The organism is Paenibacillus pectinilyticus (assembly GCF_001700435.1).
In the GTDB taxonomy this organism is placed as follows: domain Bacteria; phylum Bacillota; class Bacilli; order Paenibacillales; family NBRC-103111; genus Paenibacillus_E; species Paenibacillus_E pectinilyticus.
In genome coordinates, this window is the sequence record NZ_LYPC01000022.1 from 475495 (window position 1) to 490139 (window position 14645).

At 43.0% G+C, this 14645-nt stretch carries 14 protein-coding genes; all 14 read right to left on the bottom strand.

Annotated features, from left to right (window positions below; all coding sequences use genetic code 11):
- Positions 1-29: 29 nt before the first annotated feature.
- The 14 genes from A8709_RS18465 to A8709_RS18530 all read right to left on the bottom strand — a co-directional run bounded on the left by A8709_RS18465 (position 30) and on the right by A8709_RS18530 (position 14608).
- Positions 30-269: a YlzJ-like family protein gene (locus A8709_RS18465; RefSeq protein WP_065853819.1), complete on the bottom strand. Its 240-nt coding sequence runs from the start codon at positions 267-269 to the stop codon at positions 30-32.
- Positions 266-1006, bottom strand: coding sequence for a ClpP family protease (locus A8709_RS18470; protein ID WP_065854082.1), 741 nt, complete (start codon positions 1004-1006; stop codon positions 266-268). The genes A8709_RS18465 and A8709_RS18470 overlap by 4 nt, the downstream gene beginning before the upstream one ends.
- A gap of 172 nt (positions 1007-1178) precedes the next feature.
- A complete protein-coding gene (locus tag A8709_RS18475) occupies positions 1179-2855 on the bottom strand; it encodes a ribonuclease J (protein ID WP_065853820.1) in 1677 nt (558 codons plus the stop codon).
- Between the two features lie 171 nt (positions 2856-3026).
- Positions 3027-3890, bottom strand: coding sequence for a 4-hydroxy-tetrahydrodipicolinate synthase (gene dapA / locus A8709_RS18480; protein WP_065853821.1), 864 nt, complete (start codon positions 3888-3890; stop codon positions 3027-3029).
- 26 nt (positions 3891-3916) lie between these two features.
- Positions 3917-5134, bottom strand: coding sequence for an aspartate kinase (dapG, locus tag A8709_RS18485; protein WP_065853822.1), 1218 nt, complete (start codon positions 5132-5134; stop codon positions 3917-3919).
- A gap of 42 nt (positions 5135-5176) precedes the next feature.
- The gene (locus A8709_RS18490) at positions 5177-6214 is read right to left on the bottom strand and encodes an aspartate-semialdehyde dehydrogenase (RefSeq protein WP_065853823.1); all 1038 of its coding nucleotides are present in this window, start codon (positions 6212-6214) and stop codon (positions 5177-5179) included.
- Between the two features lie 36 nt (positions 6215-6250).
- Positions 6251-6844: a dipicolinate synthase subunit B gene (locus A8709_RS18495; protein ID WP_065853824.1), complete on the bottom strand. Its 594-nt coding sequence runs from the start codon at positions 6842-6844 to the stop codon at positions 6251-6253.
- Positions 6841-7740 (bottom strand): dipicolinate synthase subunit DpsA, encoded by a 900-nt coding sequence (dpsA, locus tag A8709_RS18500; protein ID WP_065853825.1) that lies wholly within the window; start codon positions 7738-7740, stop codon positions 6841-6843. Before dpsA ends, A8709_RS18495 begins: the two co-directional genes overlap by 4 nt.
- A gap of 145 nt (positions 7741-7885) precedes the next feature.
- A complete protein-coding gene (dut, locus tag A8709_RS18505) occupies positions 7886-8341 on the bottom strand; it encodes a dUTP diphosphatase (protein ID WP_279615880.1) in 456 nt (151 codons plus the stop codon).
- Complete coding sequence (locus A8709_RS18510) at positions 8328-9584, bottom strand: M16 family metallopeptidase (protein WP_065853826.1); 1257 nt, start codon at positions 9582-9584, stop codon at positions 8328-8330. The genes dut and A8709_RS18510 overlap by 14 nt, the downstream gene beginning before the upstream one ends.
- A 109-nt stretch (positions 9585-9693) precedes the next feature.
- Entirely contained in the window at positions 9694-10671 is a 978-nt protein-coding gene (locus tag A8709_RS18515) for a polysaccharide deacetylase family protein (RefSeq protein WP_244163244.1), read from the bottom strand.
- 197 nt (positions 10672-10868) lie between these two features.
- Positions 10869-12971, bottom strand: coding sequence for a polyribonucleotide nucleotidyltransferase (locus A8709_RS18520; protein WP_065853828.1), 2103 nt, complete (start codon positions 12969-12971; stop codon positions 10869-10871).
- Between the two features lie 265 nt (positions 12972-13236).
- Positions 13237-13506, bottom strand: a complete 270-nt coding sequence (rpsO, locus tag A8709_RS18525; RefSeq protein WP_028558319.1) for a 30S ribosomal protein S15 — start codon at positions 13504-13506, stop codon at positions 13237-13239.
- Between the two features lie 154 nt (positions 13507-13660).
- Positions 13661-14608: a bifunctional riboflavin kinase/FAD synthetase gene (locus A8709_RS18530; protein ID WP_065853829.1), complete on the bottom strand. Its 948-nt coding sequence runs from the start codon at positions 14606-14608 to the stop codon at positions 13661-13663.
- Positions 14609-14645: the final 37 nt, after the last annotated feature.

A 14645-nucleotide genomic window follows, 5' to 3' on the forward strand; every position in this document is an offset into this window, starting at 1 on the left:
GACTTGAGGGATGATATGGGAACACGGGCTTACCTTACCGAAAACGTCTCTATCTGCGGACGATAAGAAATTATTGTTCCTGGTGCATACTGTTCATTCAAATAATCTTGGGGATTACAGCTGTACAGTCTTACGATACGTGCTTGAAACCCGCTTAATGGTTCGATTTGCATCATGAACCCATTTTGTTCGATATCCTGATATTCAGGAGCAAACTTCTCATATCCATCAAATATGACTTCCATCGGAATCACCGAATAATGGGTCATTGGACAAGCCCTCCACTAAGTGTTGCTTTTTTTGCATCAATTCGGGCATTGAGTTCCCGAATAGCATCTCCGATTCCACCTACCTGATTAATTAACCCATATTTTACGGCATCGATGCCAATAACCGTTGTACCGATATCTCGCGTTAGCTCACCTGTTTTAAACATGAGCTCTTTAAATTTCTCCTCTGTCACATTCGAGTGCTTCGTTACGAATCGGACAACACGTTCTTGCATTTTATCCAGGTATTCAAATGTTTGTGGCACACCAATGACCAAACCATTCATACGGATCGGATGTATGGTCATCGTTGCTGTTTCTGCAATGATGGAATAATCCGCAGAAACAGCAATCGGAACACCGATACTATGACCTCCTCCTAATACTAACGCAATCGTTGGTTTGGATAAAGTTGCAACCATTTCTGCAATAGCAAGACCCGCTTCAACATCACCACCAACCGTGTTCAAAATAATCATGACACCTTCAATTTTAGAGTTCTGCTCCGCCGCCACAAGCTGTGGAATGAGGTGTTCATATTTGGTTGTTTTATTCTGAGGAGGTAGAACAATATGACCTTCTATCTGGCCGATAATCGTGAGACAGAAAATATTGGACTCACCCGAAACCGTATTTGTTTGCCCTAATTGCTGAATATTTTCGAGAACGGCATTCTTCTTGCTTTCTTCCGCTCCTGCTTCCTGTTCTTGTTCTTTCGTGCCTGGTTCAGCTGCCACTAAGAAATCCCCTTTCGAATGTTGCTGCAAGATCAAGCTGTTCAATATCTCCCATAGTATGAATAAACTTGTATCCTTTCATGCATTATTCGATCAAGACAACAAGAAAAAGCTCCCTCCGATTGGAGAGAGCTTTACTATTTGCATAGGCTCAAGTGACTTGTTCGAGTACCTAAACTTCCATAATGATAGGAAGAATCATTGGTCTTCTTCTGGTTTGTTCATATAAAAAGCGTCCGAGAACATCTTTCACATTTGTTTTTAAAGATGCCCATTCATTTACATTTTCATTCATAAGTTTAGTTAACGTATTAGTTACAATACGGTTGGCTTCTTCAAGAAGTCCTTCGGATTCACGAACATAAACAAATCCGCGTGAAATAATATCGGGTCCGGACAAAATTTTGCCATCTTGTTTACTTAGCGTAACCACGACAACTAGAATTCCATCTTGCGACAGCAATTTACGATCACGCAATACAATATTGCCTACATCCCCAACACCTAGTCCATCAATCAGGATGTTGCCGCTTTGAACTTTCGATCCTTTGCGTGCAGCACCATTTTGAATTTCAACCGTGTCACCAATATCGCACATAAAAATATCTTCTTTAGGAATGCCGACAGACTCGGCAAGAATGGCATGTTGACGCAGCATGCGATATTCGCCATGAATTGGAATAAAATATTTAGGCTTCATCAGGTTAAGCATAAGCTTCAATTCTTCCTGACTACCATGTCCTGAAACGTGAACGCCAGTCACAGAACCTGGTCCGTAGATCACGTTAGCGCCAATTCGGAACAATTCATCGACTGTTCTGCCTACGTAACGTTCATTTCCTGGAATTGGAGTTGCCGCAATAATGACTGTATCACCCGGTAAAATATCAATTTTACGATGAGTTGAACGCGCCATTCTCGTAAGAGCTGACATCGGTTCGCCTTGACTACCTGTGGAAAGGATTACAACACGGTCGGCTGCAAGTTTATTAACTTCCTCTGGCTCAATCAACATGCCGTCTGGAATATGCAGGTACCCTAACTCGCTTGCAATCGAAACCACATTTACCATGCTGCGTCCGATAACGGTTACTTTACGATTCGTTGCTGCAGCTGCATCAAACACCTGTTGAACCCGGTGGATATTGGATGCAAATGTCGCAATGACAACTCTTTGTTTCGCTTTACGGAAAACTTCTTCAATCTCAATACCTACACCACGCTCAGAGCCTGTGTAGCCAGGACGTTCAGCATTCGTACTGTCTGAAAGCAAGGCAAGAACGCCTTTCTTTCCGATCTCAGCCATACGATGCAAGTCAGCGTATTGTTCATTAACTGGTGTTTGGTCGAACTTAAAGTCACCGGTATGAACAACAACACCTTCTGGTGTATCAAGAGCGACTCCCACAGAATCTGGGATACTGTGATTCGTTTTGAAGAATGTTGCTGTAAGAACGCCCAAAGGAAGAACGGATTCCGAATTGATAACAATTCGGTTCGTAGTGCCGAGCAGGTTTGCTTCCTTCAACTTAGCTTCGATAAGTCCCATCGTTAGCTTCGTAGCATAGAGGGGAACATTAAGGTGCTTCAGCACGTAAGGTAAGCCACCGATGTGATCCTCATGGCCGTGGGTGATGATAATGCCGCGTACTTTATCCCGATTCTCCGTTAAGTACCCAATATCGGGGATGACAATGTCAATTCCGAGCATGTCCTCCTCTGGAAATTTCAAACCACTGTCAATGACAATAATATCGTTTGCATACTGAACGCAATACATATTTTTTCCGATTTCGCCCACGCCGCCAAGAGCGAAGATCAAAAGTTTATCAATATTTTTTTTGGACAAGAATATACCTCCTTCATAGATTGGACGACGAATTTTAAATGAAAAAACCGAACTAGTCACTTGCAACCATTATACATGAAAAAAAACAGCAAATACAAGTTAATACTGAATACGTTTAGATTTCCCAAAAAAAGAAAACCGATGCCGGAAGCACCGATTCATTAGGCAGGATCATACAAAAAGTGATTGAATGAATTGACCTTCTTGCTCGGATACAGGAACTAACGGAAGTCGAACGCCACCTGTTTCAATACCTTTAAGTGCTAGAGCATACTTAATAGGTGCTGGGCTCGGTGCACAAAAGATACCTGTGAACACAGGATGAAGCTTACGATGAAGCTCCGCAGCTTGCTGAATGTTGCCTTCTAAGTAATACTTTATCATAGATTGCATTTCTTTTCCAATCACATGACTAGCAACGCTGACAATACCTTGGCACCCAATCGCTAATGCAGGTAAAGTGCTGCTGTCATCTCCACTATAAACGAGGAAATTTGGAGCAGCATGCGTAAGAATACGAGTCATTTGATCCGTGTTCGAGCAATCTTTGGTTGCTACGATATTCGGAATTTGGGAAAGACGAATTGTCGTGTCCGCATCCAAATTGACGCCAGTACGCCCAGGAACATTATAAAGCATGACAGGCGCTTCAACAGCCTCAGCAATCGCTTTAAAGTGCTGGTACAGCCCTTCTTGCGACGGACGATTGTAATAGGGTGCAACTAGAAGTAAAGCATCAACACCAAGTTGCTCAACTTTACGTGAGAAAGCAATCGTATGTGCCGTATCGTTACTTCCTGTCCCTGCAATAATTTTGCAACGACCAGCCGCAACACGAACCGAAAGATCAATAAGCTTTAGCTTCTCTTCTTCCGAAAGTGTCGGTGACTCCCCAGTCGTCCCACAAATCACAAGGCTATCTGAATGTTGTTCTTCAATTAAATAATTAATAAGCGGTTCTACTTGCTCCCACTTGACTTGCAATTGCTCGTCAAACGGAGTAACCATTGCTGTGACTACTCTCCCAAAACTCACGGGTACGCCTCCTTACTTCTACCTATTTATTTATATAAATTAAATTTTCGATGAAGGGCTCTAACGGATTTGATCATATCTACACCTTGAACGAGTACCCAGATCGTCGTATTCGAATCCGCAGATTGTAAGATACGAATGTCTTCCACGGTCAAAGCTTCAACAATATGTGCCATAATACCAGGCACACCATTCATGCCTCCACCAATGACGGATACCTTCGCACAGCCGCTTGTAAACTTAGGCTCATAGCCTTGTGCCTTCAGTAAGTGAACTGCACGCTCTGCCTCATGATCGAATACCGTATAAACGACACCTGATGGATTAACGTTAATAAAATCAACACTAATCTGATGTTGCGCCATTGTTTTGAATACGCGAAGTTGAAGATCAAATTCGCCATCAACAGCTGCCACCTGGATCTGTGTAATGTTCGTGAAATGAGCAATCCCTGTAACAAATCGATCCTTAACATGGTTAATTTCCGAAGACACATTATCCGAAGCCGTTACCAGCGTCCCTTCGTCTTTGGTGAAGGTAGACCGTACACGGATCGGAATATTCGCTTGCATCGCAACTTCAACTGCACGCGGATGAATGACCTTCGCGCCATTATGAGCCATGTTGCAAATCTCTGTAAAACTAACCCGTTGTAAAGGTTTCGCGTCTTCAACGATTCTTGGATCCGCTGTCAAAATGCCATCGACATCCGTAAATATATCAACGATTTCTGCCTTAAGTGCAGCACCTAGCGCTGTTGCAGAAGTATCACTTCCGCCGCGGCCCAGTGTTGTTAATTCATCTTGACTCGTTTTACCTTGAAAACCGGTCACAATGACAACCTGATCTTGCTCTAACAGTTCAAGAATGCGATTGGGCTTCATCGCGATAATCTGAGCATTGCCGTGATTTTCATTCGTAATCAGACCTGCTTGCCCACCTGTCAAAACCGTAGAACGAATACCTGTTTTGTTTAGCAGACTACACAAAAGCACCGCAGATATGAGTTCTCCGCAGCCCATTAACATATCGAGTTCCCGCGCAGGCAGTCCCTCCCCGTTCTTACGTACGAGGTCTAGGAGCGAGTCTGTCGCGTAGGGATCTCCTTTTCGTCCCATCGCAGATACCACAACAACTAATTTGTAATGTTGAATTAGTGCATCTTGAATGTGTCCAATAACGTGATCTCTAGCTTGTGTGGTGGAAAGCGAAGTACCTCCAAATTTTTGGACAAGAATTCGCATGAGTTTCCCCCATTTTCACTGCTATCGTTAAGCAGTAACTGATTATTGCTCTATAGCAATATATTCAGCAATTTGTACGGCATTCCATGCCGCACCTTTCAACAAGTTATCCGAAACAATCCACATATTAAGTGCTTTTGGATTGCTTAAATCGCGGCGTACACGGCCTACAAATGTTTCCAGCTTACCTGCTGCATCTGTTGCAAGCGGATACTGCTGCTCAGAAGGATTGTCAACCAACACAATTCCTGGTGCATTTGCAAGCAATGTTTTCACTTCTTCAACATCGAAGTCTTCTTTTAATTCCACATACACGGATTCCGAATGTCCGTAAACGACAGGAATACGAACACATGTTGCTGTAACTTCAATGGATTCATCACCCATGATTTTCTTCGTTTCAAGAATCATTTTCATTTCTTCATTCGTAAATCCATTATCAAGAAATTTATCAATCTGCGGAATCGCATTAAAAGCAATTTGGTGCTTCACGGGTAAAGAACCGACTGGTAAAATATCCGGATTGGCATCGTTACCTTCTAATACTTCTTTGGATTGTCTAAGCATTTCGTTAATCGCTTTGGCTCCCGCTCCGGAAACAGCCTGATACGTAGATACGATGATACGGGAAATCCCATAACGGTCGTAAAGCGGCTTAAGCGCTGCTACCATTTGGATCGTGGAACAATTCGGGTTCGCGATAATCCCTTTATGTTCATTGATTTTGTCAACATTAACTTCGGGTACAACGAGTGGAGTTTCAGGATCCATCCGATAAGCACTTGTGTTATCAATACATATCGCTCCTGCTTTTACCGCATGCGGTGCTAATGCTTTTGTCACATCGCCTCCCGCACTAAATAAAGCGATATCCACATCATGAAAGCTGTCTGGAGTCGCTTCTTGCACAACAACTTCTTCGCCTCTGAAACGAAGCTTTACACCCGCTGAACGAGCTGATGAAAGTAACTTTAATTCCTTGATGGGGAAATTCCGTTGATCTAATAGACGGATAATTTGTTCACCTACTGCGCCTGTAGCTCCTACTACTGCAACGTTGAATAGCTTCTGGTTCGACATGGGCTGGTCTCTCCCCTTCAAGATTATATCTATGATTTAATATTGAAATCTCTCAATAATCATCGGTTGCAATTGTTTACCTTCAAGCGCAGCTTCACAGGCTTCCATAATCAAGTCCATACGAGCCACCAACGAATTTGGCTTTGCTCCTGGAGCATCCTGACCATAGGGCACGAAATAAATATTTTTGGTAATTAACAGTTTTGCGATATTCATAGCATTCAAGCCCAAACCATCATTCGTTGAAATCGCCAATACAAGCGGCCTCAAGTTTCTCATTTGTGCTTTAGCGGCCATAAGAACTGGACTCTCCGTCAATGCATTTGCTAGTTTACTAGTCGTATTACCCGTACAAGGCGCAATAACCATCACATCCAACAACTTGGATGGACCTAGGGGTTCAGCATCTACAATGCTAGAAATAATCTCATTTCCTGTAATATCCTTCAGCATTTGTTGCCAATCTGCCGACTTACCAAAACGCGTATCGGTTGTCATAACCGTATTTGAAACGATCGGTATGACCCTTGCTCCCGCGTCTACAAATCTTTTAATTTGAGGCATAACCTCTTCAAGTGTACAGTGTGATCCGGTTAATGCATAACCGACTGTTTTCCCTTGCCAATTCATTCCACATCGCTCCTGTCTATGAAGTCTACCTCGATCAGCTGACTCAACGTGTTAGCCATAATTCGGCCAGCTGTTTTGGGGGCGACGATTCCAGGTAAGCCGGGCGCTAGCATCGCTTTAATGCCTCTTTTCTCGGCAAATCGAAAATCCGTTCCGCCAGGTTTAGAAGCTAAATCGATAATAAGCGCGCGATGTGGGATATTGGTAATAACTTGCGCTGTGACTATCATAGTCGGAATTGTGTTAAAAAGCAAGTCAATATTCCCCACTTCCGGGTACAGATCCTTCGTATAAAAAGGCTGAAAACCCATCTCCCACGCCCTTGCGAAATGCTCCGGCTTCCTGACGCCAACCTTCACGGTTGCCCCTAATCCTTGCAATGTTTTGGCCATGGTAAAGCCAGTTCGACCAAAACCTAACACCATACAAACAGACCCATGAATGGTAATATCGGTGTTCTGGATGGCCATCATCAGCGCACCCTCAGCAGTTGGAATGGAATTGTAAATAGCAATATCATCACGATCCAATAGTTCCACAACCTCGATTCCGTGAGCCATTACAAGCTTCTTCAAATAATTCTTTGCCATGCCGGTATACACTTTGGCATGCTTAGGCAACGAAGATATGTGTTCATCAGTGAGAATCAATTCTTCACTCGAAAAAATGGATTCCACTTGTCCCGTATCATCCGTACCTACAACTGGTAAAATGAGTGCATCTACCTGTTGAAACAATGCCGGATCCAGCTTCACATTCGTAACGCCGTTAAACTGCCTGCCGAGATTGTCAAATCCGAGTAGTAACACGGTAGCATCTAGCTCAGTAAATTTCTGTATTACTTCAAGTTGCCGGGCGTCTCCCCCCATAATAGCAACCGAAATCCCAGTAAGCATTCTTGCTTACACCCCTTCCTCGGTCCGTTTCGATACGTTATAGTATGCGTACGCCTAAGGATGGGTGACTTCCGTCTTTGCGTCCCCAGAAACAAGAAAAAACCTCTTCCTTAGAGCTTAGAAGAGGTTTTACTTTCTTATTAAATTAACGTCCTGTATGGCCGAAACCGCCAGCTCCACGTACAGTTTCGGTCAATTCATTGACAACATTCAATTGAATTTGCGGCACACGTTGGAATACCATCTGCGCAATACGCTCGTTCCGCTCAATAACAAAGGGCTCCTGCCCAAGATTAATGAGTAATACTTTTACCTCGCCGCGGTAATCCGCATCGATAGTTCCCGGGGAATTAAGCGTTGTGATACCGTGCTTATAAGCCAACCCGCTTCTTGGGCGAATCTGTGCTTCTAACTCTGGCGGCATACTAAGTGCAAACCCTGTAGGGATCAGCCGACGCTCGCCTGGTTGAAGGATAACTTGTTCATCTACTGCAGCATGTAAATCATACCCGCTTGCAGCAGCGGACATCTTCTGAGGAAGGAGGACATCCTTCTGACCTTCCATTCGTTTAATCTGGACCTCGTAATCAAAGGGAGACAAGCTGATCCCTCCTGAAGCCGTTAATCACATCATCCGAATTTCCGACCATTGATAATGCAAACGGTGTGGCAAAGAGTGTTTTCGTCAGCTGACGAACATGCTCCATCTGAACGCTTTCAATGCGCTCAATCATTTCATCCAAACTATAATGCTTACCCGTCATCAATTCATTTTTCCCATAGCGGTTCATACGACTGCTTGTGCTTTCCAAACTGAGAATAAGACTGCCTTTCAGCTGCTCTTTCCCCTTCTGCAGTTCGTTATCTGTCATTCCATTAATCACAATATCATGAAGCAACTCCATGGTCACTTTGAGAACTTCTTCTGTTTGCTTCGGTGCTGTTCCTGTATAAATCGTAAACATCCCGCTATCAATGTGAGAAGTGTGATACGAGTAAACCGAATAGGCTAAACCGCGCTTCTCACGAATCTCTTGGAATAGTCTAGAACTCATACCTCCACCAATGGCATTGTTCAGCAATACCATAGGATACAAATTTTCTTCTTGAAGCGATAAGCCGGGTAACGACAAGCAAATATGATTCTGTTCCGTTTTCTTCGCATGGAAAATCAATTCGCTCATGAAATCTGGTGCATCATAGCTCGTTTCTAACCCGGTCTGAGCAAACTCACCGAAATGCTTTTCGATAAGTGCTTTGACATGATCATCAATGTTTCCAGCGATGCTGAGCACTGTGTTTTCTGTGTTATAATTTTGCTTCATATAGGATCGCAGATCATCGGATTTCATTTTGGACAAATTATCCTGCGTACCTAAAATTGTATATCCTAATGAATGCTTCCCGTATGAAGCCTTCGCCAACAAATCATGAACAAGATCATCAGGTGTATCTTCGTACATCGAAATCTCTTCATAGATCACGTTCTTCTCTTTCTCCAGTTCACCTTCATCGAAGGTCGAATGGAAAAACATATCCGAAAGCACATCCATGGCTAACGGCAAATGCTCATCCAACACTTTCGCATAGTAGCAGGTGTACTCTTTGGAGGTGAATGCATTCACATTTCCGCCAATGCCATCAAATATTTCTGCAATATCCTTTGCCGAATGACGTTCTGTTCCTTTGAACAACATATGCTCAATGAAATGTGAAATCCCGTTATCCGTTTGTGACTCATTACGCGAGCCTGTTTTCACCCAAATCCCGAAAGTGACCGATCGGAATGTAGGGATTTGTTCCATGACGACTCTTAAGCCATTATGTAAGCGATATTTGATCACCAAGGTTCCTCCTCGAAATGTTACACCTATAAGTCCTATTCTCCCATTATACTTACTCAGTCTAACAAAAATGTGCCTGCGACTCAAATTCGCGGCATATAAGTAGACATTAATTCGTTATTTGCCCTTGTCCCGTGATTCGTTTCGAAGAAAGTGTATCCGAAACGGTTCCTAAAGTAAGCCCTTTTTTCTTGATCATACTGATCATTCCTGGAAGCGCATCACGCGATGAAGCCGTAGGATGCATCAGGATTAAGGTGCCTGGCTCTACATTCGTTGATAACCGCTCCAGAATGCGGCTCGCACCTGGATTTTTCCAATCAATCGTATCAAATGTCCATAGTACGGTTTGCAGTTTAAACTCGGAAGCGACCTGAACCGTTTCTTGGCTAAAATAACCCGATGGCGGTGCAAATAATGTGTTTTTCACGCCTAACTGTTTTAACAAATCTTCCGTTTTGGATATTTCCTCAACAGCTTTGCTGCGAGAAACGGTTCTCATATCTTTATGTGAATACGCATGGTTGGAAATTTCGTGACCCTCACTTTGGATTCTCTTCGCCATTTCTGTATTTTTCTTCAGCCACGAACCGTCGAAGAAAAAAGTAGCATGCACATTTTCTTTACGAAGCGTATCTAATATACTCGGGAGAAACTCATTCCCCCACGCAACGTTTATCATGAAAGAAACCATAGGTTTCTTCGGATTTCCTTTATAAATGGGGTTGGGACCAAGATCATCAAGTTGTATGCTTGGCTCTATTTCTTTCATGACGTAATTAATTTTGTTAGGCGTTAAGTGATGCTCCGCTAACTTCAGCGTCTCCTCAATATCCACTTCTAATCCATTATAGCCAGGAATGGCTTTCCAGACAGGATCAACTTTGGCATTAATAGGAGCAACTCTTCGTTTCTCTGCCTCTTTCGTGATGGTTTCCAATAATGCCGATTCCGAGGTAGTAGCAAACACAGAACGAATTTCATTACTCGTCCATCCGCGCTCCTCTGCCAAACGAGTATCTTGATTTTTCACGCTATGAATGTAGGTTCCTACACTAGGTATCGCGTTCACACTTATTAGAACCATAGCAAAAAAACTCCCAAGCAACAGCCATTTTTTGTGGAGCATACACAGGTCCCCTTTCTTCATCTCCTGATTGTATGCCCACTAGGACAAGATTATAACCATGCCTGTCCAAATCTCATGAAAAAGCAAAAAAGAGACAGATAGATCTGACTCTTTATCCTAAACTATGAATGAAACGACTTCACGTTGGCAAAAGACTAGCTTTGTGCCGGAACTTGTGAAGTTAACGTTGCTTTGCGTGAAAGATTAACTCTTCCTTGTTGATCGATTTCGGTCACTTTAACCGTGATTTGATCGCCTACATTCACAACATCTTCTACTTTTGCTACGCGCTCTGTAGAAATTTGTGAAATATGAACAAGACCTTCTTTGCCTGGTAAAATTTCAACGAATGCGCCAAACTTCTCAACGCGTTTTACCGTACCTAAGTAAGTTTCGCCAACGATGACTTCACGAACGATTCCTTCAATAATGGAACGAGCTTTTTCGTTCATTTCTTGATTCGAAGATGCGATGAATACTCGTCCATCTTGTTCGATGTCAATTTTTACGCCAGTTTCTTCGATAATTTTGTTAATGATCTTACCGCCTGCTCCAATAACATCACGGATTTTGTCCGGGTTAATGTTCATTGTAAGGATTTTAGGCGCATATTGTGAAAGGGATTTATTAGGTGTGGAAATACGTGATACCATTTTGCCCAAAATGTGCAAACGACCTTCTTTAGCTTGTTGCAACGATTGTTGCAGAATGCTGCGGTCGATCCCATCAATTTTGATATCCATTTGCAAAGCTGTGATACCTTCTGCAGTACCTGCAACTTTAAAGTCCATATCGCCTAAATGATCTTCCATACCTTGAATATCAGACAAGATGGAGAAATGATCACCGTCCTTGATAAGACCCATTGCAATCCCCGCAACTGGTGCTTTAATCGGTACACCTGCATCCATAAGAGCAAGCGTGCTCGCACAAATACTAGCTTGGGAAGTTGAACCATTGGATTCCAATACTTCAGAAACGAGACGAATTGTATACGGGAACTCTACTTCATTCGGGATGATCGGCTCAAGAGCTCTCTCCCCTAATGCACCATGTCCGATTTCACGACGACCTGGAGGACGTAAAGGTCTTGCTTCCCCAACGCTAAATGGCGGGAAATTATAATGATGCATGAAACGTTTCGTTTCAGTTAAATCGAGACCATCTAAAATTTGAACATCACCTAATGCACCTAATGTACATATGCTAAGTGCTTGTGTTTGTCCACGTGTGAACAAGCCTGAACCATGCGTACGCGGCAACAAGTTGATATCGCAGTCAATCGGGCGAATTTCTTCTGGTTTACGTCCATCTGGGCGCACTTTGTCATGCGTGATCAAGCGGCGCACTTCTTCTTTAACGATATCATACAGTGTTTCTTTCACATCGCCAAGAAGACCTGGTGTTTCTACGTACAATGCAGTGAAATGTTCCACAGCATCTGCATTCACAGCATCAATCGCTTCTTGTCTAGCATGTTTCTCAGGAATCTTGATGGCATCAACAAGTCTAGCTTGTGCATACTCACGTACCGCGCTATTCACTTCAGCATCTACCGCATGGAGTTTAACTTCCATTTTCGGTTTGCCAACTTGAGCAACCAATTCTTCAATGAGGGCTACGATTTTACGGATTTCATCATGACCAAACATGATTGCCTCAAGAACAGCTTCTTCTGAAACTTCTTTCGCACCTGCTTCAACCATCATGATTGCATCTTTCGTTCCTGCAACAGTCAGATGAATGTCACTTTTATCAGCAACTTCGCCAGTTGGATTGATTACGAATTGACCATCTACACGACCCACAATTACGCCACCAACAGGTCCATTAAAAGGAACATCGGAAATCGCAAGTGCAGCTGACGTACCGATCATGGCTGCCATTTCTGGCGGGCAATCTTGATCAACGCTCATGACAATTGAAACGATTTGAACGTCATTACGAAAGCCTTCTGGGAAAAGAGGACGAATCGGACGGTCGGTTAAACGACTGGAAAGAATCGCTTTCTCACTTGGACGTCCTTCACGCTTGATAAATCCACCAGGGATTTTACCAACCGCATATAATCTTTCTTCATAGTTCACTGTTAACGGAAAGAAATCCAAATCTTTCGGTCCGCTGGAAGCCGTTACTGTGCTAAGCACAACCGTATCGCCGTAGCGTACAGTTACAGCTGCATTGGCTTGTTTGGCTAGTCGGCCAGTTTCAAGAATGAACGGCTTACCGCCAAGTTCCATTTGTACCCTTGTCTCCATAATATCCTCCTAAGGCATGGTTTAAATTTCAAATATGTGTTTGATAAACATTGTACAGAAATCAAAGATCCAGAGACCAATTCGAATCTACCCCGTATGTATGTAAAAAAGACTAGCTATGGAGTTATCCTCTATTTCTGCGTTATGTCTAGTATTTCCTTCTTTTCCCGTTTTAAAAATACAAGAAAAAGCAACCTTGTGCTGCTCTTCGCCAAAGCTTTATCAAGCCCAGCAAAGAGCAACAGGTTGCTTCTCATTGTCGGTTCTATCGACGCAAACCAAGCTTTGCAATCAAAGCACTATAACGGCTTACATCTTTGTTTTTAACATATGCTAGCAACTTACGACGTTGTCCAACCATTTTAAGCAAACCACGACGGGAATGGTGATCTTTCTTGTGTGTACGAAGGTGGTCTGTCAAGTTAACAATGTTTTCTGTAAGGATTGCTACTTGTACCTCAGGTGAACCTGTGTCGGTATCATGTACTTTGTGAGTTTGAATCAGTTGCGTTTTGCGTTCTTGAGTTATTGCCATAATTGCTCATCTCCTAAATTCTTTTAGTATCCCCGCTAGCCTAGAAATCGTCGATGATAACGTCCATCCAAGCTAAGGTTCATGTCAAAGGATCACGTCCAAATGACAACGTTAATTAGTATATCATAACTGCCTAGCAGAAGTAAATGCTTGATCAAGGCTCTAAAGACAATTTATGCTTAGCCTCTTCTGCATCGAGCTTGATTTGTGCAACTAAATCATCCAACGATGAGAATTTACGCTCAGGTCTCAGAAAAGCAATAAGCTCAACTGTCACCGTTTCCCCATAAATTTGCTCAGAAAATTCAAATAAATGTGCTTCGAATGATGGTTTTAATTCACCCGTTTCGAACGTTGGTTTGATACCGATATTCATTACACCTTGGTAGACTTCTCCACGAACAGTCGCTTTTACTGCATAAACGCCATTCATTGGAGGAACATAAGACTCGTCTAATTGAAGATTTGCTGTTGGAAAACCAAGTGTTCTGCCTCTCTTCGCACCATCAACGACAATACCGCTGATACTGTATGGACGTCCAAGAAGGCGAGTTGCTGTTTCCAAATCTCCATCTTGCAATGCTTCGCGAATACGCGTACTGCTTACTTTTTCACCATTCATATGAAAAGGTCTCACCACTTCGACAGAGAATTTACCGTGACTCAGCTCGCAGAGCGAATCCGGCGTACCTTTACCTTGAAAACCAAAGGTAAAATCAAATCCACAAATGACACTATCTACACCAAGACGATCTAGCACTTGATCTACGAATTGTTCTGGAGATAATCGCATCAAGGAGGCGTCAAACGTTACTATGTACGTATGATTCACACCCATGCTCTCAAAAAACGCCATCTTCTTCTTCGTAGGTGTCAAAAGTTCCACATATTTATCCTGACCCATTACTGCTCTAGGATGTGGGGAGAAAGTCATGATCGCAGCCTCTAAACCTAATCGTTTAGCGGTTGATAAGGCGCGTCCAATGACCTCTTGATGACCCAAATGTACACCATCAAAATCACCAATGGCCACCACTTGTTTCCCAACAAATTGGACTAACTTGTCCAGATCCATCGGATATGATATTGGCAATATATGCATATAAGTTCGTTCACCTACCCATTTCAACCCGTCCCGC

Excerpts from the sequence above, each read along its gene's own strand:
- A8709_RS18490 (WP_065853823.1), bottom strand. The coding sequence starts at position 6,214 with ATGTCGAACCAGAAGCTATTCAACGTTGCAGTAGTAGGAGCTACAGGC.
- A8709_RS18495 (WP_065853824.1), bottom strand. The coding sequence starts at position 6,844 with ATGAATTGGCAAGGGAAAACAGTCGGTTATGCATTAACCGGATCACAC.
- A8709_RS18520 (WP_065853828.1), bottom strand. The coding sequence starts at position 12,971 with ATGGAGACAAGGGTACAAATGGAACTTGGCGGTAAGCCGTTCATTCTT.
- A8709_RS18465 (WP_065853819.1), bottom strand. The coding sequence starts at position 269 with ATGACCCATTATTCGGTGATTCCGATGGAAGTCATATTTGATGGATAT.
- A8709_RS18515 (WP_244163244.1), bottom strand. The coding sequence starts at position 10,671 with ATGGTTCTAATAAGTGTGAACGCGATACCTAGTGTAGGAACCTACATT.
- dapG (WP_065853822.1), bottom strand. The coding sequence starts at position 5,134 with ATGCGAATTCTTGTCCAAAAATTTGGAGGTACTTCGCTTTCCACCACA.
- A8709_RS18530 (WP_065853829.1), bottom strand. The coding sequence starts at position 14,608 with ATGCATATATTGCCAATATCATATCCGATGGATCTGGACAAGTTAGTC.
- rpsO (WP_028558319.1), bottom strand. The coding sequence starts at position 13,506 with ATGGCAATAACTCAAGAACGCAAAACGCAACTGATTCAAACTCACAAA.
- dpsA (WP_065853825.1), bottom strand. The coding sequence starts at position 7,740 with ATGCTTACTGGGATTTCGGTTGCTATTATGGGGGGAGACGCCCGGCAA.